Raw genomic sequence first — 21,016 nt, forward strand, 5'->3', positions numbered from 1 at the left:
CGGTGATACGTCAGCAGCCGGGCAGGCGCTCGATCAGGTAGCGCTCGACCTGGTCCAGGGAGACGCGCTCCTGGGCCATGGTGTCCCGGTTCCGGACCGTGACCGCGTTGTCGTCGAGCGTGTCGAAGTCGACAGTGACGCAGAACGGCGTGCCGATCTCGTCCTGCCGGCGGTAGCGGCGGCCGATCGCCTGCGAGTCGTCGAACTCGACCACCCAGCGCTTGCGCAGGTCGGCAGCGAGCTGCTTGGCCTTCGGCGACAGCGCCTCGTTGCGCGACAGCGGCAGCACCGCGACCTTGACCGGGGCCAGCCGCGGGTCGAAGCGCATGACTGTGCGCTTGTCCACGCCGCCCTTGGTGTTCGGCGCCTCGTCCTCGTCGTACGCCTCGAGCAGGAACGCCAGCACCGCGCGGGTGAGGCCGGCGGCCGGCTCGATCACGTACGGCACCCAGCGCTCGCCCTTGCCCTGGTCGAAGTACGACAGGTCGACGCCGGAGTGCTTGCTGTGCGTGGACAGGTCGAAGTCGGTGCGGTTGGCGATGCCCTCCAGCTCGGCGAAGTCGGTGCCGCCGAACTGGAACCGGTACTCGATGTCGACCGTGCGCTTCGAGTAGTGGGAGAGCTTCTCCTTGGGGTGCTCGTAGAAGCGCAGGTTCTCCTCGGACAGGCCCAGGTCGAGGTACCAGTTCCAGCGCTCCTGAAGCCAGTACTCGTGCCACTGCTCGTCGGTGCCGGGCTCGACGAAGAACTCCATCTCCATCTGCTCGAACTCGCGGGTCCGGAAGATGAAGTTGCCCGGGGTGATCTCGTTGCGGAACGACTTGCCGGTCTGCGCGATGCCGAACGGCGGCTTCTTGCGTGCGACCGTCTCCACGTTCTTGTAGTTGACGAAGATGCCCTGGGCGGTCTCCGGGCGCAGGTAGTGCATGCCCTCGTCGCTCTCCACCGGGCCCAGGTAGGTCTTCATCAGGCCGTTGAACATCTTCGGCTCGGTGAAGGTGCCCTTGTTGCCGCAGTTGGGGCAGTTCAGCTCCGTGAGCGAGGTCAGCGGCTTGCCGTGCTTGGCCTCGTACGCCTCTTCCAGGTGGTCGGCCCGGAACCGCTTGTGGCAGGACTGGCACTCGGTCAGCGGGTCGACGAACTCGGCGATGTGGCCGCTGGCCTCCCAGACCTTGCGGGCCAGGATGACCGCCGAGTCGAGGCCGACGACGTCGTCGCGCTGCTGCACCATGGTCCGCCACCACTGCCGGCGGACGTTCTCCTTCAGCTCGACGCCGAGCGGACCGTAGTCCCACGCCGACCGGGTGCCCCCGTAGATCTCGCTGGAGGGAAAGACGAAGCCCCGGCGCTTGGCGAGGCTGGTGACGGCGTCGATACGGTCGGCTGGCATGTTTCCTCCTACGCCGGCTGGCGGTCGGCGCGGTTGAGATGGATGGAACCGGGCTGTTCGGGACAACGGTACGACCGTGTCCGTCCCGAGCCCAGCAGAATACCGGGGCCCGGTCAGCTCACCCCGCAGACCTCCACGCCGCCCGTCTGCTGGTCCGCCGCCAGCGTCACGGTCTGCGCCTCCCGCCGGCCGCCGGCCAGCGTGACGTCCACCGGCACGGTGAGCGTGGTGAGGTCGACCTCGCCCACCCGGTAGCCGGAGATCTGCGGCTCGGTGGACACCCGTCGCTCGAACTCCCGCCGGGGCTCGCGCCGGCGGATGTCGTCGCAGAGCGTGTCGTACGCCTTGGACCACTCCCGCGCCACGAGCGCCTGGTAGTAGTCGTTCGTGACCGCCCGGCCCTGCTCGCCGATCGCCTGGGCGTTGCTCACCGCCAGGCCGAGCACCGCCGCGCCGCCCCCGCCGCAGCAGATCAGCACCGCGAGCGCGCCCGCGCCGAGGCCGAGCCAGAGCCGGGTCCGCCCGCCCTCGGTCGGCGGGGCGGCGAACGGCGGCGCGGCGCCGGGCCCCTGCGGCGGCGCGGGCACCCCGGGGTCCGCCGGCGGCGCGGGCGGAACGGATGGCGGGGGTGGCGCGGCCGGTCCGGGAGCGGTCATACGCGCCAGGGTAGTGCCCCGGCACTCAGCGATACGGACCTGCGGCACGATCGCTGGCGACGACGACGATCTCCCCCTCGGGGGCGGCGCCGGCGAGCGTCTCGTACGCCGACGGCTCGTCCACCGATCGGGCGAGCAGCGGCACGGCGGTGACCTTGACGTCGAACCCGCCGAGCGCCCGCCGGTACGCACCGACCGACTCCCACTCGGTGACCAGGAGCCAGTGGTCCGGATCGTCGAGCGCCCGCAGCAGTTCGCCGCGCAGGTAGCCGGGGCGGGCGGCGAGCGCGGTCAGCGCGGCGTGCGCCTCCCGGGTGAACTCGTCCACCGTTTCGGCTTCCACCACGAACCGGTTGGTGACCAGCACGGCGTTCCTCCTCGTAGAGTTTGTGGCATGCAGCGTACGCAGAGTCCTGTGCTGTCCCGGTTGGCACGGCTCAACCCGACGGCGGTGTTCCTGGCCGCGCTGGCCCTGGTGCTTGTCGGCCTCTTCGCGCCCGGCCCGGCGGGCGGCCTCCTGCTGCTCGTGCTGGCCGGCGGGCTGGTCTGGCTGATGTCGGTCACCTGGCCGGTGCAGGCCCCGGCGACCCGGATGCTCCGGCTGGTGATGTTGACCTTGTTGATCGCGGTGGCGCTGGCGAAGCTCATGGTCGGCTGACCTGACGAAGCCGAGCTGACCTGCGCTGACATGCAATCATGCGTTTTTGACAATAGTTTTCGTTGTCGCGGACAGTTGAGCCCATGACCGTTCGTGCACCGCGCCGCATCCTGACCGCCGCAGCCACCGCCCTGCTCGCCACCGGCGGCCTGACCGCCTGCGCGGACGGCACAGGCGGCGCGAGCGAGCCGGGCAAGGTCGACGTGGTGGCCGCGTTCTATCCGCTCCAGTTCCTGGCCGAGCGGATCGGCGGCGACACGGTCGCGGTCAGCAACCTCACCAAGCCCGGCGCCGAGCCGCACGACCTGGAACTCAACCCGCGGCAGGTCGGCCAGGTCGTCGACGCCGACGTGGTGGTCTACCTCAGCGGCTTCCAGCCGGCGGTGGACGAGGCGGTGGAGCAGAACGGCGGCGACCGCGCGTTCGACGTGGCGGGCGTGACGCCGCTGCTGGACGCGGCCGCCGGTGGCCACGACCACGACCACGAGGGCGAGGCCGGGCACGCCGACGAGAGCGGCGGCAAGGACCCACACGTCTGGCTCGACCCGACCCGGCTGGCCACCATCGGCGACAAGCTCGCCGAGCGGCTCGGCAAGGCCGACCCGGACCACGCCGCCGACTACACCGCCCGCGCCGGCGCGCTGCGCACCGAGCTGACGAAGCTGGACACCGAGTACGCCGACGGCCTGCGCACCTGCCAGCGCCGGGAGATCGTGACCAGCCACACCGCGTTCGGCTACCTGACCGAGCGCTACCAGCTGGAGCAGATCGGCATCAGCGGGCTCACCCCGGAGTCCGAGCCGTCCCCCAAGCGCCTCGCCGAGGTCGCCGAGGAGGCCCGGGAGCACCAGGCCGGCACGATCTTCTTCGAGACGCTGGTCAGCCCGAAGGTGGCCGAGACGATCGCCCGTGAGGTCGGGGCGAAGACGGCTGTCCTGGACCCGCTGGAGGGTCCGCCCGCCGACGGCGACTACCTCTCCGCGATGCGCACCAACCTGCAGACCCTGCGAACCGCTCTGGACTGTTCATGACCCCACCCGTGATCGAGATCGCGCACGCCACGGTCGGCTACGACGGCCGCCCGGTGCTGCGTGACGTCTCGTTGACAGTGACCGCTTCCGAGGTGGTCGCCGTGCTCGGCGCCAACGGCTCCGGCAAGTCGACGCTCGTGCGCGCCGCGCTCGGCCTGGTGCCGGTCGGCGCCGGGTCGGTCGCCCTGTTCGGCACGCCGCAGCGCCGCTTCCGGCAGTGGCACCGCATCGGGTACGTGCCGCAGCGACTCGGCGCGGGCAGCGGAGTGCCGGCCACAGTGCGCGAGGTGGTGGCGTCCGGGCGGCTGGCCCGCCGGGGCGTGCTGCGGCCCGCCGGGCGGGCGGACCGGGAGGCGGTGGAGGCGGCGCTGGACGCGGTCGGGCTCGCCGACCGGGCCGGTGACCCGGTGTCCACGCTCTCCGGCGGCCAGCAGCAGCGCACCCTGATCGCCCGCGCGCTCGCCGGCGAGCCGGAGCTGCTGGTGCTCGACGAGCCGACCGCCGGGGTGGACGCGGCCAGCCAGGAGGCGTTCGCCGGGGCGCTGCGCACGTTCCGCGACGGTGGGGGCACCGTGCTGCTCGTCGCGCACGAGCTGGGTCCGCTGCGCCCGCTGATCAGCCGGGCCGTGGTGGTGCACCAGGGCGGGATCGCCCACGACGGCGCGGTGCCCGAACCGGCCGGCCACCACGCCGACCCGGACCACGAGCACGTGCACCCGCACTGCGACGAGGAGCCCGCCCGGCTCTGGACAGGCATCTGAGATGGATCTCTTCCAGTACGACTTCATGCTCCGCGCCCTGGTCGGCGCGCTGATCATCGGGCTGGCCGCCCCGGCGCTCGGCATCTACCTGGTGCAGCGCCGGCTGGCGTTGATCGGCGACGGGCTCGGGCACGTGGCGCTCACCGGCGTCGGCGCGGGACTGCTGCTCAACCGCTCCCCCGTGCTGGTGGCGGTGATCGCCGCGACGCTCGGCGCGGTGGTGATCGAGCTGGTCCGCGCGTACGGGCGCACCTCCGGTGACCTGGCGCTGGCGTTGCTGTTCTACGGCGGCATCGCCGGTGGCGTGATGCTGGTCGGGCTCTCCGACGCCAGCAGCGGGTCGCTCAACGCGTACCTGTTCGGGTCGCTGACCACCACCTCCCGGACCGATCTGATCACCATCGGCGTGCTCGGCGTGGTGCTGCTGGTGACCATGCTGGTGCTGCGCCCGGCGCTGTTCGCGGTGTGCCACGACGAGGAGTACGCCCGGGTGTCCGGCCTGCCGGTTCGGGCGCTGAACCTGCTCATCGCGGTCGGCACCGCGGTCACCGTGACCATCGCCATGCGGGCGGTCGGGGTGCTGCTGATCAGCGCGCTGATGGTGGTGCCGGTCGCCGCCGCGCAGCAGGTGACGAGGGGCTTCCGGTCGACCATGACGGCGGCCATGGCGCTGGGCCTGTTCGCCGCCGGTGCCGGGGTCTGGGTGGCGGCCACCGCCGACACCGCGCCCGGCGCGTCGGTGGTGCTCGTGGCGATCGGCTCGTTCCTGCTGGTCGCGCTCGCGGCGGCCGGTGTGCGGGCGCTGCGGCGGCGGGCACGGGCCGACCGGGTCACGCCGCCGTCCGAGCCGGCCGAGCACGAGGTGCTGCTGCGATGAGGCCCTACCCGCCGGCGCAGCTGGGATTGGTTACCGTTACAGGGTGACCGGCACGAACGGGTACGACGCCTTCGAGGGTGCGGGTGACCTGCTGCGCGCCCTCTCGGCCCCGATCCGGCTCGCGATCGTCAGCGAGCTGGCCGAGGGCGAACGCTGCGTGCACGAGCTGGTCGAGAAGCTCGGCGCCCCTCAGCCGCTGGTCTCCCAGCACCTGCGGGTGCTGCGGGGCGCCGGGGTGGTGCGCGGGTCGCGGCGCGGCCGGGAGATCGCGTACGCCCTGGTCGACGACCACGTCGCGCACATCGTGGCGGACGCGGTCAGTCACGCCGGCGAAGGGTCGCACTGAGCGGGAAATCGGCCAGGTGCCGACGCGCCCGTCCCGTGGGACGCTGTCCGGCGTGAAGATCTACGCCGACCGTTTTCCGACCGCCGTCCGCCAGTTCCTCACCGACCTGCTCGTGGTCGTCTGGGTGTACGCCGCGATCCGCTTCGCGCTGTGGCTGCACGACCTGGTCGAGAAGCTCGCCGTACCCGGGCAGAAGCTGGAGGGGGCCGGCGGTGGACTCGCCGACAACCTGGCCGACGCCGGCGGCAAGGTCGGCCGGGTGCCGATCGTCGGCGACGAGCTGACCGCGCCGTTCACCCGCGCCGCCGAGGCCGCCCGGTCGGTCGCCGAGGCGGGCCGCGACCAGCAGGAGCTGGTCGGGCAGCTCGCGCTCGCGCTGACCATCGCGGTGCTGGTGTTCCCGCTCGGCCTGGTGCTGTTCGGCTGGCTGCCGCTGCGCCTGCGCTGGATGCGCCGGGCGGGCGCGGCGAAGGCCCTGGCCGGCGCACCGGCCGGGCGGGACCTGCTGGCGCTGCGCGCGCTGGCCGGTCAGCCGCTGTCGAAGCTGACCCGGATCGCGCCCGACGTCGCCGAGGCGTGGCGGCGCGGCGACGACGCGACAGTCGACGCGCTCGCCGCGCTGGAGCTGCGCGAACTGGGGCTGCGCGGCGGCCGGTAAGGTGTGCCGGTGCTGTACTTCCTGATCGTCGTCGCCGTACTGCTGCTGGCGTACGCGGGCGTGCTGGTGAGTTTCGTCCGCAAGGGCCGCAAGATCCCGCCGTCGGCGTACCTGGTGCTGGCCGGGCTCAACGGCCTGATCCTGGCCGGCATCCTGGCCTGGGCCATCGCGCGCTGACCGCCGCGGCGGCCGTCCGGGCGGGACGGCCACCGGGGCGCTCCGGTCAGCCGGCGGGCGGGATGCGACGACGGACGTCCTGCTCGGTGGACGGCCCCGGTTCCCAGCGGGCCACCCACGGAAGGTCGGCGGGCGGGGTGACGACACCGTCCTCCAGCGAGGCGTACCGGCCGGCGACGATGCGCTTTGCGGCGGCCACGTCGACCGAGTCGGTGTTCGACCACAGGCCGGTGAACAGCTCGTCGACACGCAGCCGCGCCTGACGGCAGAACAGGTCGGCCAGCTCGACGTTCTCCGGGTGATCGTCCCGCTCGGCGTAGGCCCGGACGCAGACCGCGCTCATCGCGAACAGCTCCGCGCCGATGTCCACCACCCGGCCGAGGAACGCCTGCTTGCGCTCCATCTTCCCCTGCCACCGGGACATCGCGTAGAACGTCGACCGGGCCAACTTGCGTGACGCCCGCTCGACGTGGCGCAGGTGCCCGGCCAGCGGCCCGAACTCCTGGTACGCCCCGGGCGTCTGCCCCTTGCCGACGGCGAGCGTGGGCAGCCACTTCGCGTAGAAGGCGCCGGCCCGCGCGCCCGCTCTGGCCTTGCGGCCCAGCCCCGCGTCCGGGTCGATGATGTCGCCCGCCACCGACAGGTGCGCGTCGACCGCCTCGCGGGCGATCAGCAGGTGCATGATCTCGGTGGAGCCCTCGAAGATCCGGTTGATCCGCAGGTCGCGCAGGAGCTGCTCGACGGCGGCCGGCCGCTCTCCCCGGGCGGCGAGCGAGTCGGCCGTCTCGTAGCCGCGGCCACCGCGGATCTGGATCAGCTCGTCGGCGATCCGCCAGGCCATCTCGCTGGCGTAGAGCTTGACCAGCGCCGCCTCGATCCGGATGTCGTTGCGGTCGTCGTCGGCGAGCATGCAGGACAGGTCGAGCATCGACTCCATGCCGTACGTGGTGGCGGCGATGAAGGACAGCTTCTTCGCCACCGCCTCGTGCTCGCCCACCGGACGGCCCCACTGGACCCGGTCCGCCGCCCACTCCCGGGCCACGTTGAGCGCCCACTTGCCGGCCCCGACGCACATGGCGGGCAGCGAGAGCCGGCCGGTGTTCAACGTGGTCAACGCGATCTTGAGGCCCTTGCCCTCGCCGCCGATCACGTTCTCCTCGGGCACGAACACGTCGTGGAACCGGGTGAGGCTGTTCTCCAGGCCGCGCAGTCCGACGAAGGAGTTGCGCCGCTCCACGGTGATGCCGTCGCTGTCGCCCTCCACCACGAACGCGGTGATGCCGCCGCGCCGCCCCTCGGAGGCCGGCACCCGGGCCATCACCACGAGCAGTGTGGCGAGCGTGCCGTTGGTGGCCCAGAGCTTCACCCCGTTGAGCCGGTAGCCGGTGCCGTCGGCTGTGGGCTCGGCGGTGGTGGCGAGCCGGGCCGGGTCGGAACCGACGTCCGGTTCGGTGAGCAGGAACGCGGAGACCTCACCGGCGGCGAGCCGGGGCAGGAACCGCTCCTTCTGCTCGGGTGTGCCGAACATCTTCAGCGGCTGCGGCACGCCGATCGACTGGTGCGCGGAGAGCAGCGCGCTGACCGCCGGGTTCACCGAGCCGACGAGCATCAGCGCCCGGCAGTAGTGCAGGTTGCTCAGCCCGAGCCCGCCGTGTCTACGGTCGATCTTCATGCCGAACGTGCCGAGCCCGGCCAGGCCGTGGAACACCTCGTCGGGGATGCGCGCGTCCCGTTCGATCGCCTCACCGTCCACCTCTGACGTCAGGTACGCGCGCAGCGCGCCGAGGAACTCGTCGGCGCGGGCCACCTCGGCCGGGTCGGGGCGGGGCCACGGGTCGATCAGGTCGAGCCGGAACCGGCCGAGGAACAACTCCTTGCCGAAGCTGGGCCGGTCCCAGGCCGACTCGCGGGCCGCCTCGGCGACCTGGCGGGCCTCCTTCTCGGAGACCTGGCCCGCCTCGGTGGGCAGCGGTCCCGCGCCGTCGGGTGACTCGGGCCGGCTGTTCTGTGTCGTGGTCACGGCTGCCTCCTCGTCGGTCCGGCTGCGTCGACGCGCTCGACGAAAACGACGCTACCCCCGGGTGTTACCCAGGGGTAGCGCTGCGTGCACGTCCGATTTGGCGGACGTCAGTCGGTGAGCGACTGAGGGTTGTCGTCCTCGTCGTCGATGTCGTCCTCACCCCAGTTGCGCCGGCTGAACGGCAGGATCGCCCAGAAGATCAGGAACCACAGGCCGGTGAGCGCGCTGAGCAGGAACGCGATCGGCCGGTCCAGCACGAAGTCGGTGACCAGCAGGACCGAGCTGACCATCGCGATCAGCATGAAGAACAGGCCGCCGGTGGCCATCCGGTGGGCGAACCGGACCAGCTCCGGCTTGCGGCCCTGCCGGAACAACGCCCGGTGGAACGCGACCGGAGAGATGATCATCGCGGCGGACGCGGCGGCGGTCAGCAGCGCCAGGATGTAGACGTCGCGCTGGAACTCCGTGGTACGGCCGAACCCGTTGCTGAACGGCAGCGTCAGCAGGAAGGCGAAGAGGATCTGCACGCCGGTCTGCGCGACCCGCAGCTCCTGCAACAGATCGGCGAAGTTGCGCTGCCAGCGCTGCTTCTCGGATTCCTTCGACACTCGCGGACCTCCCCGGGAGACGGCACGGCCGGCGGGTGAACGCCCACCGGCAGCACCGGCTGTGCCCCGTACGGCTGATCACGAAACCGGTTCAGGATCCCCGGCGGATGCGGCCCGCGTACCGTGCCTCCAGCTCGGCGTTGTGCTCGTCGCCGCCGGTGATGTTCGCGGACAGGTAGACCGGCGGGCGCTGCCCCGCCGCGACCAGCCGGGCCACCACCTCGGCGACGATCTGCTGGGCGAGCAGCGCCGCCGTGATCGAGGAGACCGCGCCGACCGCGCCGCCGCCGGGCAGCGGCAGCGTGGCGTCGCCGTACGGGGCGCCGTTGTCCAGCACCACGTCGGCGAAGTCGGCGAGCTTGCGGCCGGACGGGTGCCGCGACGTCATCCGGCCCGAGTGCTGCGCCGAGGTGATCGCCACCAGGCCGTGCCCGCGTTCCTTCACGACGGACGCGAACTCGACCATCGCGCCGTTCACCCCCGAGTTCGAGGCCAGCACGAACACATCCTGCGGCCGGATCGGCGCCAGCTCGTAGAGGCGGTGCGCCACCGCCGGGTCGCGTTCCAGCTTCGGGCCGAGGACGTCGGCCGGGTCGCCGCCGACCAGCACCAGGTCACGCAGCGCGATCCGGTTGGTGGGCACCAGGCCGCCGGCCCGCCCGGCGATCTCCATGGCCAGCGCCTCGGAGTGCCCGGTGCCGAACGCGTGCACCACGCCGTCGGCCTGCAGCGCCGCCGCGATCAGGTCGGCCGCGTCGGCCACGTTCTGTCGCTGCTCGGCCGCGACCCGGCCGATCGTCTCGGTCACCACCGCCAGGTACGCGTCGGCGCTCACCGTCATGCTTCCTCCGTTCCTGCGCACCGGGCGAGGATCGCCTCGGCCAGCGGGCCGGGCGCCTCGTCCGGGATCCAGTGACTGACCCCGGGCAGCACCACGAACCGGTAGTCACCGGTGACGTGCGCGGCGCACGCCTGCGCGGCCGTCCGGCCGATCGCCACGTCCTTGTCGCTCCAGACGAACGTGGTGGGCACCCCGACAGGGGCGACCGCCTTCATGTCCGTCCCGGTCATCGCGCGGTACCAGTTCAGCGCCGCCGTCAACGCCCCCGGCTCGCGCATCGGCTCGGCGTACCGGGCCACCTCGCCGGCGCCGCCCACTCCGCTCATCAGCTTGCGCAGCGTCGCGCCGTTCCACGCCAGCAGCACCTTCTCCGCCGTACCGGGCTTGCGGAACAACGCGATGTAGGCGGACTTGACCTTCTGCCGGTGGTCGGTGGCGAGCGCGTGGCCCATGGCGGCCGGGTGCGGCACCGACACCGCGGTCAGCGTCCGCACCCGCTCCGGGTGCGCCGCCGCCAGGCCCCACGCCACGATCGCGCCCCAGTCGTGGCCCACCACGTGCGCGCGGGTCACCCCGAGCGCGTCCAGCACCGCCGCCGCGTCGGCCACCAGCTCCGGGATCCGGTACGCCCCGACGTCCGCCGGACGCGCGCCGGGCGAGTAGCCGCGCTGGTCGAGCGCGTACGTGCGCAGCCCGGCGGCGTGCAGCGCGGGCGTGACCGCGTCCCACTCGCCGGAGTGCTGCGGGAAGCCGTGCAGCAGCAGGACGGGGTCACCGCCCTCGGGGCCGCCGGCGCGTACCTCGAACGTCAGTCCCCGCGCATCCACCAGCATGATCGCCACCATACCGACACTCGCCCTGCTGGGCCGGGGCCCGTCGTCGGTGCTAGCGTCTGCGACGAGACAACTTCACATCCGACAGGGGAGCGCACAGCGCTGAGAGTGCGGGCCGATGCCCGCAGACCCTCGAACCTGATCTGGGTAATGCCAGCGCAGGGAGTTCGGTCGACCTCCAGCCGCGTCGCCGTCCGGTGACCACCGGGCGCGGCGTGCGTCTTCTCCTGGTTCACCTCGACGAACTGGGAGCCAACCGTGAACCGTACCGACAGCAACCGCTGGCGTACCGTCGACATCGTCGTCGCCTCGGTCATCGCCGTCGCCTTCGGCGTTGTGTTCCAGCTCTGGAACATCCTCTGGAAGGGCAGCGACGGGCCGTTCGCCTTCTTCGCCCCGCTCCAGTCGGTGATGTACGGCGTCTGGCTCATCCCGGCCGTGCTGAGCGCGCTGATCGTGCGCAAGCCGGGTGCGGCGCTGCTCACCGAGACCGTCGCCTCGACCGTCTCGGTGCTGCTCGGCTCCCCGTACGGCGCGATGGCGATCCTCCAGGGCGCGGTGCAGGGCCTGGGCGTCGAGGCGGTCTTCGCGGCCACCCGGTACCGCCTCTACCGGCCGCTCACGGCGGCGCTCGCCGGCGCGTGCGGCGGCCTCTTCGCCACGCTGTTCGACGCCCTGTACTGGTACCCGGGCACGAGCTGGACGACCTTCCGGCTGCCCTACATCGCCTTCGGTGTGCTCAGTTGCCTGCTGGTGGCCGGCCTGGGCGCGGTGGCCCTCACCCGCGCGCTGGCGAACACCGGCGTCCTGGACCGTTTCCCCGCCGGCCGCGACCGAGCCCTGGTCTAGCTCCCCATCATGTTGATCATGAAGTTGGCGGCCGTTCCGGCACCCGTCATCGCCGTCAACCTCATGATCGACGGAGGAGAGGGGGTGGGTGGGCGGTGAGCGCTGTGGTGCTGCGGGGGTTCGGGTGGCGGCACGGGGGGCGCAAGGCGTGGGCTCTTCGCGGGGTGGACCTGCGTGTGGAGAGCGGGGAGCGGGTGCTGCTCCTCGGTGCCTCCGGGGCCGGTAAGAGCACGCTGCTGGCCGCGCTCGCCGGGCTGCTGCCGGAGGACTCCGGCGAGCAGGAGGGCGCCGTCGAGATCGACGGGCTGGACCCGCGCAAGGCCCGCGAGCGCGTCGGCATCGTCTTCCAGGACCCGGAGACCCAGCTCGTGATGGCCCGCTCCGGCGACGACGTGGCGTTCGGGCTGGAGAACCGTGGCGTACAGGCCGGGGAGATCTGGCCCCGCGTCGACGAGGCGCTGGGCCGGGTCGGCTTCCCGTACCCCCGGGACCGCCCGACCGCCGCGCTCAGCGGCGGCGAGCAGCAGCGACTGGCACTGGCCGGCACGCTCGCGCTGCGCCCGGGGCTGCTGCTGCTGGACGAGCCCACCGCCAACCTCGACCCGGCCGGCGCCGCGCTGATCCGCCGGGCCGTCGCCAACGCGCTCGACCCGGACACCACGATGATCCTGGTCGAGCACCGGGTCACCGAGGCGCTGCCGCTGGTCGACCGCGTCGTGGTGCTGGAACCCGGCGGCGGGGTACGCGCCGACGGGCCACCCGAGACGGTCTTCGCCGCGCACGGCGACGCGCTGGCCGCCGCCGGGGTCTGGGTACCCGGCCACGTCGCGCCACCCCGGCACGCCACCGCGCCGCCCGGCGACGTGCTGCTCACTGCCGACCGGCTCGGCCTGCCGCCCCGGCTGGACCCCACCGATCTCCGGGTACGCGCCGGCGAGACGCTCGCCGTCCTCGGTCCCAACGGGGTCGGCAAGTCCACACTGGCGCTGCTCCTGGGCGGCCTGCTGAAACCCGGGGCGGGGGCCGTCACCGCGTCCGCCGAACTGGCGGGGCGGGACGCGCGCACTCCCCCGCACCGCTGGCGGGCACCCGCGCTGGTACGCCGGATCGGTTCGGTGTTCCAGGACCCGGAGCACCAGTTCGTCACCGCCACGGTCCGCGACGAGCTGGCGCTCGGCCCGCGCCGCACCGGCCGGCCCGAGGCGGCGGTGACCGCCACCGTGGACGAGCTGTTGCACCGGCTGCGGCTGGACCGGCTGGCGGGCGCCAACCCGTACACCCTCTCCGGTGGGGAGGCGCGGCGGCTGAGCGTGGCGACGGCCCTGGCCACCGCGCCCCGCCTGCTGATCTGCGACGAGCCCACGTTCGGCCAGGACCGGCGCACCTGGTTGGAGCTGGTCGACCTGCTCGCCGAGCTGCGCGACGCCGGGCACGGCCTGGTCACGGTGACCCACGACGAGGACTTCGTGGCCGCGCTGGCCGACCGGACGTTCACCCTGGACCGTTCCGCCGGGGCGTCCTCGTGATCAACCTCGAACCGGTCGCCGCGCCGGGTGCCCCGCTGGCGCGGCGCAACCCGGTGGCGAAGCTGGCCGCCGCGCTGGTCTTCACACTGATCCTGGTGGCGACGCTCGATCCGGTGGCACCGGCCGTCGCCATCGCCGTCGAACTCGCGGTGCTGCCGCTGTTCGGTGTCCGCTACCGGGTGCTGGCCCGCCGCGCCTGGCCGCTGCTCGCCGGTGCCGTCGGCATCCTGGTCACGCTCGTGCTCTTCGCGGCCGACCGCTCCGGCCCGGTACTGCTCCAGGCCGGGCCGATCCTGGTCACCCAGGGCGTGCTGATGACCGCGCTCGGGCTGGTGCTGCGGATGCTCGCCGTGGCGCTGCCCGGCATCGTCGTGTTCGCCACCACCGACCCCACCGACCTGGCCGACGCGCTGATCCAGAACGCGAAGGCGCCCGCCCGGTTCGCCGTCGGGGCGCTGGCCGCGTTCCGCATGGTGCCGCTGCTGGAACAGGAGTGGCGGATGATCAGCATGGCCCGCCGGGCCCGCGGCGTGGACGCCGGCCGCAACCCGGTGGCGAAGCTGCGGCTGTTCGCGTCCACGGCGTTCACCCTGCTGGTGGGCGCGATCCGGCGGGGCACGCGGCTGGCGGTGGCGATGGACGCCCGGGGCTTCGACGCGGGTACCCCGCGCACCGTGGCCCGCCCGCAGCGCTTCACCCGCGCCGACGCCCTGCTCATCGCGGGTGCCGCGCTGCTGGCAGCCGGCGCCCTGGCCACAAGCATCGCCCTGGGCACCTTCCGCCCCTTGATCGGCTGACCCCCTTTCCCTTTCCCTCTCCCCCACACCCTCCCCTCGCCCACCGCCCCGTTGATCATGAAGTTGACGGCATCGGTTGCCCGATTTGCCGCCGCCAACTTCATGGTCAACCAAGACCGGGCGAGATCTTGGTACGGAATGGCCCCTATGGGGGCCGGAATCTTCCAAGATCTTCGGGGACGGCCGCGCGGGCCCCGGATGAGGGCCTGCCCGGTGGGCGGAGCTGTCGGTCAGCTGCGGCGGAAGGCGTAGAACCGGGTCTGGCCGGCACGCTGGCTGCGCCCGGTGAACCGGGCCTGCCGCCCTGCCGGTGGGCCCGATCTGGGCGGCGTCGCGGATGCGCCCGGCAGGACCGGGGTCTCCAGAGACTCCGAGGGCGACACCGTCGGCGCAGCCAGCACTGGCGGCACCGCATCCGGAGACACGGTGGGCGCCGCCGGCTCGGTGGGGAGCCCCATCGGAGACACGGTGGGCGCCGCCGACTCGGTCGGGAGCACCACCGCAGACACGGTGGGCGCCGCCGGCTCGGTCGGGAGCACCACCGCGGGCGGTGCCACGGTGAGCGCGTCGAGCTTCGGCGGGGTCACCTGCGACGCGGACTGCTTGCGGGACTTCTTCGGATTGCGCTTCGCGGGCATTCGCGGGCCTCCTGTCGTGCGGGCGCGCCGACCGGGACGCGCCGAGCGAGGGCTCCGGTGCGTTCCGATCACGACAGACACCGCGACCGACGGTGGCGGGGAAGGGATGCGGACGCCCGGAGCAGGACGGATCCACGGCACTTCGGCGGTGGACCGGGCTCGGAGGTGGGGCGTCACTTACGCATGCGGTAACGCTATCCCGCCACCGGGGCGTCCCGCATGCGAATTACGCGCGAGACGCACGGCCACCCGCCGGTCACGCCCTGTCGACGTCCCCGCCCACTCCCCCGACGACCGCGATACGGTCGCAGAACGGCAGCACGGACGAGAGGTGGCGGTACGCATGGCAGAGCAGGCGACGGCGCAGATCGGGGTCACCGGTCTGGCGGTGATGGGCCGCAACCTGGCCCGGAACCTGGCCCGCAACGGCTTCGCCGTGGCGGTGCACAACCGGTCGCCGGAACGTACCCGCAGCCTCGTGGCCGAACACGGCGACGAGGGCACGTTCGTGCCGTCGGAGTCGCTCGCGGACTTCGTCGGCTCGCTGGAGCGGCCCCGCGCGGTGATCGTGATGGTGAAGGCCGGCGCGCCCACCGACGCGGTGATCGACGAGCTGGTTCCGCTGCTGGAGGAGGGGGACATCGTCGTCGACTGCGGCAACGCGCACTTCGCCGACACCCGCCGCCGGGAGGAGGCGCTGCGCGCGCACGGGCTGCACTTCGTCGGCACGGGCGTGTCCGGCGGCGAGGAGGGCGCGCTGCTCGGGCCGAGCATCATGCCGGGCGGTTCGGCGGAGTCCTACCGCAAGCTGGGGCCGATCTTCGAGAAGATCGCCGCGCAGGTGGAGGGCGAGCCCTGCTGCCGGCACATCGGACCGGACGGCGCGGGCCACTTCGTGAAGATGGTGCACAACGGCATCGAGTACGCCGACATGCAGCTCATCGCCGAGGCGTACGACCTGTTGCGGGCCGGTCTGTCGGCGAGCCCGGCGGAGATCGCGGAGATCTTCCGGGAGTGGAACGGCGGCGAGCTGGGGTCGTTCCTCATCGAGATCACCGCCGACGTGCTCGGTCACACCGACGCGGCGACCGGCCAGGCGTTCGTGGACATCGTGCTCGACCAGGCCGAGCAGAAGGGCACCGGCCGCTGGACCGTGCAGAGCGCGCTCGACCTCGGCATCCCGATCACCGGCATCGCCGAGGCCACGTTCGCCCGGTCGCTGTCCGGCCACGCCGACCAGCGGGAGGCCGCCCGCCGCGTGTTCGGTGACGCGGGCGAGAAGTGGCAGGTGGACGACCGGGACGCGTTCGTCGAGGACGTGCGCCGCGCTCTGCTGGCCAGCAAGATCGTCGCGTACGCGCAGGGTTTCGACCACATCCGGGCCGGCAGCCGGGAGTACGACTGGGACATCGACCTGGGCGGTACGGCCACCATCTGGCGGGGTGGCTGCATCATCCGGGCCGGTTTCCTGGACCGGATCCGGGAGGCGTACGACGCGGAGCCGGACCTGTCGACGCTGCTCGTCGCGCCCTGGTTCGCCGAGCGGGTCAGCGCCGGCGTACCGGCCTGGCGACGGGTGGTGGCCGACGCGGCCCGGGCGGGCGTACCGGCACCGGCCTTCGGGTCGTCGCTGGCCTACTTCGACGCGCTGCGGGCGCAGCGACTGCCGGCCGCGCTGATCCAGGGCCTGCGGGACAACTTCGGCGCGCACACCTACCACCGGGTGGACCGGGACGGCTCGTTCCACACCCTCTGGGCGGGCGACCGCTCCGAAGTGGAGGCGTGAGCCGCACCGGCATGGGCCGCACCGGCACCAGCCCGGGCCGTCCCAGCCCCGGCGTGCGGCTCACCAGGCGCGCTGACCGTCCGGCTCGGGCGCCCATCCGGCGGCCGGCTCTCCGGCCGCCAGCTCGCCGATCTCACCGGAGCGGACCGCCGGGGTGTGCCCCAGCTCGGCGCACCACCGCTGCGCCACGTCGGCGCACAGTGCGGCCACGGCGTCCCGGCGGGCCGGCTCCACCAGGTCGGCGGCGGCCAGGGCAGCAGTCATCTCGTACCGGAGATCGCGCATCCTCCACCCCCGTGGTGGGCGCAAGCGCGCCCTGCGCCGATCGTAGAGCGGAACGCCCCGCGCCCGGCGGGAAAGCCGGATGCGGGGCGTTCGGTCGGGCCGGACGTGATCGCCGGGCTCAGAAGAACCGGCGACGCTTGGCCTTCTGCGGCCGGACCAGGTCGGCGCCCTTGGTCAGCAGACGGCTCACCCCGGACGGGCCGCGACGGGCCTCCAGGGTGTGGCTGAGCCGGCGCGCGCCGGCTGCCGCCAGCGGCACGGCGACCGCCATGACCGCCCACTGCGCGATCCGCTTCTGAATCATGTGGTTCACCTCCGCGTTTGTCGTCTGCCGGTATCGGTACCCAGCGCGGCGCGTCGGTAAGCGTGACCTCAGGCTCCTGGTGCCACCGGGTTGGGCAGGGCACCGCCGAAGCGGCGGTCGCGCTGGGCGTACAGCTCGCAGGCGTACCAGAGGTGGCGGCGGTCGAAGTCGGGCCAGAGCGTGTCCAGGTAGACCAGCTCGGCGTACGCGGTCTGCCAGAGCAGGAAGTTGGAGATGCGCTGCTCGCCGGAGGGTCGCAGGAACAGGTCGACCTCGGGCACCTCGGGGTGGTAGAGGTAACGCGCGACCGTCTTCTCGTTCACCTTGGCCGGGTCGAGCCTGCCGGCGGCGACGTCGCGGGCGATCCCGGCGGCGGCGTCGGCGATCTCCGCCTGGCCGCCGTAGTTGACGCAGAACTGGAGCGTCAGCGTCGAGTTGTCGCGCGACATCTCCTCCGCGGTCTGCAGCTCGGAGATGACGCTCTTCCAGAGCCGGCCCGCGCGGCCCGACCAGACCACGCGTACGCCCAGGTCGACGAGCTGGTCGCGGCGGCGCCGGATGACGTCGCGGTTGAAGCCCATCAGGAAGCGGACCTCGTCCGGCGAGCGCCGCCAGTTCTCGGTGGAGAACGCGTACGCCGAAAGGTAGGGAATGCCCATCTCGATCGCGCCCTCGACGGCGTCGAAGAGGCTGTGCTCGCCCTGCTCGTGCCCCTTGGTGCGGGGCAGGCCGCGTTCCTTGGCCCAGCGGCCGTTGCCGTCCATCACGATGGCGACGTGCCGGGGCACCGCGGCGGGCGGCAGCGCCGGCGGACGGGCGCCGGACGGGTGCGGGGTCGGCGGCACCGGCTCGCGGCGGGTCGCCCTCGTCGATCGGATCACTCGGTCATCTCCCTGTTCACACCGGCGACGGGCCCGGCGCCGGAGCGCGGCGGGACCACGTCCGGCCCCGCGCCGCCGGGCGCCGGGACCGCGCCGGCCGCCGGGGCGCCCCGGTCGACCAGCGGCAGCGAGCGTAGCGCGCGCTCCAGATGCCACTGGAGGTGCGCCGCGACCAGCCCGCTGCACTCGCGTCGTACCCCGGTCTCGGCGGCGTCGGCGTACCCCCAGTCGCCGGAGGTCAGCGCGGACATCAGTTGCAGCGTGGCCGGCGCGGGATGGGCGGCGCCCGGGGGCCGGCAGTCCGGGCAGACCGCGCCGCCGGCCGGTACGGAGAACGCGCGGTGCCGGCCCGGCTCGCCGCAGACCGCGCAGGCGGCGAGCGCCGGCGCCCAGCCGGCGAACGCCATGCCGCGCAGCAGGTACGCGTCGAGCACGAGCGTGGTGGCGTGCTCGCCGCGGGCCAGCGACTTCATCGCGCCGAGGGTGAGCTGGAACAACCGCAGCGACGGCTCGCGCTCGACCGGGGTGAGCCGCTCGGCGGTCTCGGCGATCGCGCTGGCCGCGGTGTAGCGGGGGTAGTCGCCGAGGAACCGCTTGCCGTACAGCTCGATCGCCTCGACCTGGCTGACGGTGTGCAGCGAGCTGCCGTGGTTGCCCTTGGGGTCACCGGCGAGCTGGAGGTCGACGTGCCCGAACGGCTCCAGCCGCGCGCCGAACCGACTCGTGGTGCGACGCACGCCCCGGGCGACCGCGCGCAACCGGCCGTGCCGGCGGGTGAACAGCGTGATGATGCGGTCGGACTCGCCCAGCTTCTGCACACGCAGCACCACCGCGTCGTCGCGGTAGAGCTGTCGGCGGTACCCGGCCATCAGGCCATTCTCCCTCCGGGTGCGATCTCAGGGTCGGCTCGGGGTGGACCGTCGGGCGATCCCCGATGTGCCGGGTGCTCGGCCGGACCTAGTGTGCTGGCCATGGCTTCGCTCCGCACCGCTCCTCGGCCGCGCACGGGCTTCCGGCCGCGCAACCCCTTCCGGCCGCGCACGGGCTTCCGGGCACGCGGCGTGGTGGCCGCCACCGCGGCCACCACCCTCATCGTCCTCGCCGGGTGTGACACCCTCTCGTTCCGCCGCCTCGACTTCGACCAGACCGAGCGGACGAAGATCACCAAGATCACCGTGGACGACGACGGCGCCGGCGACGTCGTGGTCCGGGCCAACGGTCCCGCGGACCAGGTACGCGTCAAGCGCGTGGTCCGCTACCAGGGCGACGAGCCGAACAGCCGGTACGAGATCAAGGGCGACGAACTCGTCCTGCCCACCGACTGCGGGCACCGGTGCAGCATCTCCTGGGAGGTGACCGCGCCGCCCGGCGTGGTGGTGCGCGGCGGCACCGGCTCGGGCAACGTCGACCTCAGCGACGTCGGCGCGGTGGAGTTCACGCTCAGCTCCGGCGACCTGACCGTCCGGGGTGCCACCGGCGAGGTCCGCGCGTCCACCACGTCGGGCAACATCCGGGTCGTCGAGGCGGCCGGCCCGGTGCGCCTGCGGGCCCGCTCCGGCGACATCGAGGCCCGCCGGCTCGCCTCCGCGATCGACGCGGAGACCACGTCCGGCAACATCGTCGTCGAGCTGGACGAGCCGGCTCCGGCCCGGGTGCACGCCACGAGCGGAGACGTCGACCTGGCCGTACCGGCGGGCCGCTACCGGGTACGCGCCACCGCGACGTCCGGCGACACCGACGTACGCGTCACCGACGACCCGACCGCCTCGGTGCAGCTCGAAGCGTCCGCCACCAGCGGCAATGTCACGGTCAGCACCCGCTGATCCGACGGCGTCCGGCCGGGCGGTCGCGGCGGACGCGGACGCCGCGGGACCGTGGCCGTACCCGGTGGTGGCTCAGCCGGGCGCGTCCCGCCGGGACGCCGGGACGCCGTCGCCCCGGCCGGGGCGCACGGGGGTCTCGGCCGCGCGGCGCGGCGCCGGCACCCGGGCGCCGACGCTGACCAGCGCGTCCTCCGCCCCGGCGGGGGCCGGGCTGGCCGGGGCGGCCGCCGCCCGGTCGGCCACGGTCCGCCGCGGCTTGCCGGGGATCAGTTCCGGGGTACGCCGGGCGGCCACGTCCTCGACCCAGCCGACCATGAGCGTCACCACGCCGACGAGCGCGAAGACCAGCCCCACCCGCAGCCACAGGCCGACCGGGTCACGCGGCGACCAGCCGACCAGGCCGACGAGCGGGGTGAGCAGCACCACGAACGGCATGTGCCAGAGGTAGACGGTCAGCGCCCGCCGGTTCACCACCGTGACCGCCCGGCCGAGCGCCGGCACGCGGTCGACCCAGGTCACCCCGGCCGGCGCCCGGCCGATCGCCACCAGGATGAACGCGGCCGACCAGAGCGCGTTGCCGAGCGGGATGTCGTTGATGTCGTACCCGCGCGGGCCCGGGTGGGTGACGATCCAGGCCAGCCCGGCGGCGCCGACCACAGCGGCCGCCGGCAGCAGCACCCGGTTACGCATGCGGCGCAGCAGCCCGTCGTGGTGGGCGAAGCCGAGCAACCAGGCGCCGAAGTAGAGGCCGAATTCGCGCAGCACCGTCGGCGGGTTCGCCAGGACGCCGGCCTCGATCGCGACCAGCAGCAGGTACGGCGCGGCGAGCGTGGGCAGCGGCGCCCGTCGGAACAGCCACAGCACGAGCGGCGAGGCCAGTACGAACCACAGGTAGTCCCGCAGGTACCAGATCGGGCTCAGCGCCAGCCCACCCCAGTAGTTGGCCGGCGGATCGCTGATCGGGAAGAGCCAGAGCAGCACCCTCGGGCTGAACGTCAGCCCGGTGAGCAGCATGGCCGGCACGAAGACCGCGGCGACCACCCACAGCGACGGCAGCAGGCGGCGCAGCCGGCGCCCGACCGAACGCACCCCGCTGCGGTCGAGTGACGCCGCCATCAGCGACCCGGCCAGGGCGAACATCACCGACATCGCCGGGAACACCAGCGTGAGCGTGGCGTAGCCGGTGACGTGGTAGGTGACGACTCGCAGGATGGCCAGGAAGCGGAGCAGGTCCAGATAGCGGTTTCGCATCAGCTCACGGCGGGGTCCGG

25 protein-coding genes and 1 riboswitch are annotated in these 21,016 nt (G+C 73.2%); of the genes, 12 read left to right on the forward strand and 13 right to left on the reverse strand.

Annotated features, from left to right (window positions below; all coding sequences use genetic code 11):
• Positions 1–10: 10 nt before the first annotated feature.
• The 3 genes from GA0070562_RS15555 to GA0070562_RS15565 form a co-directional block, all read right to left on the reverse strand.
• Positions 11–1,390, reverse strand: a complete 1,380-nt coding sequence (locus tag GA0070562_RS15555) for a glycine--tRNA ligase (RefSeq protein WP_091421659.1) — start codon at positions 1,388–1,390, stop codon at positions 11–13.
• A gap of 113 nt (positions 1,391–1,503) precedes the next feature.
• Entirely contained in the window at positions 1,504–1,977 is a 474-nt protein-coding gene (locus GA0070562_RS15560) for an Rv0361 family membrane protein (protein ID WP_091421662.1), read from the reverse strand.
• 94 nt (positions 1,978–2,071) lie between these two features.
• On the reverse strand, positions 2,072–2,413 hold the full coding sequence (locus GA0070562_RS15565) for an antibiotic biosynthesis monooxygenase family protein (protein WP_091421667.1): 342 nt from the start codon (positions 2,411–2,413) through the stop codon (positions 2,072–2,074).
• A gap of 27 nt (positions 2,414–2,440) precedes the next feature.
• Here GA0070562_RS15565 and GA0070562_RS15570 point away from each other — a divergent pair, with 27 nt between their 5' ends.
• The 7 genes from GA0070562_RS15570 to GA0070562_RS30270 all read left to right on the forward strand — a co-directional run bounded on the left by GA0070562_RS15570 (position 2,441) and on the right by GA0070562_RS30270 (position 6,554).
• Complete coding sequence (locus GA0070562_RS15570; RefSeq protein WP_091421670.1) at positions 2,441–2,704, forward strand: DUF6703 family protein; 264 nt, start codon at positions 2,441–2,443, stop codon at positions 2,702–2,704.
• Positions 2,705–2,787: 83 nt separating this feature from the next.
• Positions 2,788–3,735 carry a metal ABC transporter substrate-binding protein gene (locus GA0070562_RS15575; RefSeq protein ID WP_091421674.1) on the forward strand — a complete coding sequence of 316 codons (948 nt, stop codon included), beginning with the start codon at positions 2,788–2,790 and terminating at the stop codon, positions 3,733–3,735.
• Positions 3,732–4,496, forward strand: coding sequence for a metal ABC transporter ATP-binding protein (locus GA0070562_RS15580; RefSeq protein WP_091421677.1), 765 nt, complete (start codon positions 3,732–3,734; stop codon positions 4,494–4,496). The genes GA0070562_RS15575 and GA0070562_RS15580 overlap by 4 nt, the downstream gene beginning before the upstream one ends.
• 1 nt (position 4,497) lies before the next feature.
• Positions 4,498–5,373, forward strand: a complete 876-nt coding sequence (locus GA0070562_RS15585; protein WP_091421680.1) for a metal ABC transporter permease — start codon at positions 4,498–4,500, stop codon at positions 5,371–5,373.
• 43 nt (positions 5,374–5,416) lie between these two features.
• Positions 5,417–5,719, forward strand: a complete 303-nt coding sequence (locus tag GA0070562_RS15590) for an ArsR/SmtB family transcription factor (RefSeq protein ID WP_013287947.1) — start codon at positions 5,417–5,419, stop codon at positions 5,717–5,719.
• A gap of 52 nt (positions 5,720–5,771) precedes the next feature.
• The gene (locus GA0070562_RS15595; RefSeq protein ID WP_091421682.1) at positions 5,772–6,377 is read left to right on the forward strand and encodes a hypothetical protein; all 606 of its coding nucleotides are present in this window, start codon (positions 5,772–5,774) and stop codon (positions 6,375–6,377) included.
• 9 nt (positions 6,378–6,386) lie between these two features.
• A complete protein-coding gene (locus GA0070562_RS30270; protein ID WP_162959003.1) occupies positions 6,387–6,554 on the forward strand; it encodes a hypothetical protein in 168 nt (55 codons plus the stop codon).
• A gap of 46 nt (positions 6,555–6,600) precedes the next feature.
• Here GA0070562_RS30270 and GA0070562_RS15600 read toward each other — a convergent pair whose 3' ends face one another.
• From GA0070562_RS15600 to GA0070562_RS15615, 4 genes are all read right to left on the reverse strand, one after another.
• Entirely contained in the window at positions 6,601–8,574 is a 1,974-nt protein-coding gene (locus GA0070562_RS15600; protein ID WP_091421685.1) for an acyl-CoA dehydrogenase family protein, read from the reverse strand.
• A 107-nt stretch (positions 8,575–8,681) separates the two neighbouring features.
• Positions 8,682–9,182, reverse strand: coding sequence for a DUF6328 family protein (locus tag GA0070562_RS15605; protein ID WP_091421688.1), 501 nt, complete (start codon positions 9,180–9,182; stop codon positions 8,682–8,684).
• A gap of 91 nt (positions 9,183–9,273) precedes the next feature.
• Positions 9,274–10,023 carry a sugar isomerase domain-containing protein gene (locus tag GA0070562_RS15610; RefSeq protein WP_091421691.1) on the reverse strand — a complete coding sequence of 250 codons (750 nt, stop codon included), beginning with the start codon at positions 10,021–10,023 and terminating at the stop codon, positions 9,274–9,276.
• Positions 10,020–10,856 (reverse strand): alpha/beta fold hydrolase, encoded by an 837-nt coding sequence (locus GA0070562_RS15615; protein WP_175438743.1) that lies wholly within the window; start codon positions 10,854–10,856, stop codon positions 10,020–10,022. Before GA0070562_RS15615 ends, GA0070562_RS15610 begins: the two co-directional genes overlap by 4 nt.
• A 76-nt stretch (positions 10,857–10,932) precedes the next feature.
• Positions 10,933–11,039, forward strand: a riboswitch (TPP riboswitch).
• A gap of 75 nt (positions 11,040–11,114) precedes the next feature.
• On the opposite strand from GA0070562_RS15615, the gene GA0070562_RS15620 reads away from it, so the two are divergent.
• The 3 genes from GA0070562_RS15620 to GA0070562_RS15630 all read left to right on the forward strand — a co-directional run bounded on the left by GA0070562_RS15620 (position 11,115) and on the right by GA0070562_RS15630 (position 14,028).
• Positions 11,115–11,705: an ECF transporter S component gene (locus GA0070562_RS15620; RefSeq protein WP_091421696.1), complete on the forward strand. Its 591-nt coding sequence runs from the start codon at positions 11,115–11,117 to the stop codon at positions 11,703–11,705.
• Between the two features lie 95 nt (positions 11,706–11,800).
• Positions 11,801–13,231 carry an ABC transporter ATP-binding protein gene (locus tag GA0070562_RS15625; RefSeq protein WP_091421700.1) on the forward strand — a complete coding sequence of 477 codons (1,431 nt, stop codon included), beginning with the start codon at positions 11,801–11,803 and terminating at the stop codon, positions 13,229–13,231.
• Positions 13,228–14,028 carry an energy-coupling factor transporter transmembrane component T family protein gene (locus GA0070562_RS15630; RefSeq protein ID WP_091421703.1) on the forward strand — a complete coding sequence of 267 codons (801 nt, stop codon included), beginning with the start codon at positions 13,228–13,230 and terminating at the stop codon, positions 14,026–14,028. The genes GA0070562_RS15625 and GA0070562_RS15630 overlap by 4 nt, the downstream gene beginning before the upstream one ends.
• Before the next feature lie 230 nt (positions 14,029–14,258).
• Here the strand turns inward: GA0070562_RS15630 and GA0070562_RS15635 are convergent, their stop codons facing one another.
• Entirely contained in the window at positions 14,259–14,666 is a 408-nt protein-coding gene (locus tag GA0070562_RS15635) for a hypothetical protein (protein WP_091421706.1), read from the reverse strand.
• Between the two features lie 343 nt (positions 14,667–15,009).
• Between GA0070562_RS15635 and gndA the strand changes: the two genes are divergently transcribed.
• Positions 15,010–16,452, forward strand: a complete 1,443-nt coding sequence (gndA, locus tag GA0070562_RS15640) for an NADP-dependent phosphogluconate dehydrogenase (RefSeq protein WP_091421709.1) — start codon at positions 15,010–15,012, stop codon at positions 16,450–16,452.
• A gap of 60 nt (positions 16,453–16,512) precedes the next feature.
• On the opposite strand, the gene GA0070562_RS15645 is transcribed toward gndA, so the two are convergent.
• From GA0070562_RS15645 to recO, 4 genes are all read right to left on the reverse strand, one after another.
• Entirely contained in the window at positions 16,513–16,737 is a 225-nt protein-coding gene (locus tag GA0070562_RS15645) for a thioredoxin reductase (protein WP_091421712.1), read from the reverse strand.
• Positions 16,738–16,855: 118 nt separating this feature from the next.
• Entirely contained in the window at positions 16,856–17,041 is a 186-nt protein-coding gene (locus tag GA0070562_RS15650) for a hypothetical protein (RefSeq protein WP_073831832.1), read from the reverse strand.
• 68 nt (positions 17,042–17,109) lie between these two features.
• On the reverse strand, positions 17,110–17,886 hold the full coding sequence (locus tag GA0070562_RS15655) for an isoprenyl transferase (RefSeq protein ID WP_175438756.1): 777 nt from the start codon (positions 17,884–17,886) through the stop codon (positions 17,110–17,112).
• A 32-nt stretch (positions 17,887–17,918) separates the two neighbouring features.
• Positions 17,919–18,791, reverse strand: coding sequence for a DNA repair protein RecO (gene recO / locus GA0070562_RS15660; RefSeq protein WP_091421720.1), 873 nt, complete (start codon positions 18,789–18,791; stop codon positions 17,919–17,921).
• A gap of 102 nt (positions 18,792–18,893) precedes the next feature.
• Between recO and GA0070562_RS15665 the strand changes: the two genes are divergently transcribed.
• Positions 18,894–19,745 (forward strand): DUF4097 family beta strand repeat-containing protein, encoded by an 852-nt coding sequence (locus tag GA0070562_RS15665; protein WP_244254937.1) that lies wholly within the window; start codon positions 18,894–18,896, stop codon positions 19,743–19,745.
• A gap of 72 nt (positions 19,746–19,817) precedes the next feature.
• Here the strand turns inward: GA0070562_RS15665 and GA0070562_RS15670 are convergent, their stop codons facing one another.
• Positions 19,818–20,996 (reverse strand): acyltransferase family protein, encoded by a 1,179-nt coding sequence (locus GA0070562_RS15670; protein ID WP_091421723.1) that lies wholly within the window; start codon positions 20,994–20,996, stop codon positions 19,818–19,820.
• Positions 20,997–21,016: the final 20 nt, after the last annotated feature.

The sequence above is a fragment of the Micromonospora tulbaghiae genome, from assembly GCF_900091605.1.
GTDB lineage: Bacteria > Actinomycetota > Actinomycetes > Mycobacteriales > Micromonosporaceae > Micromonospora > Micromonospora tulbaghiae.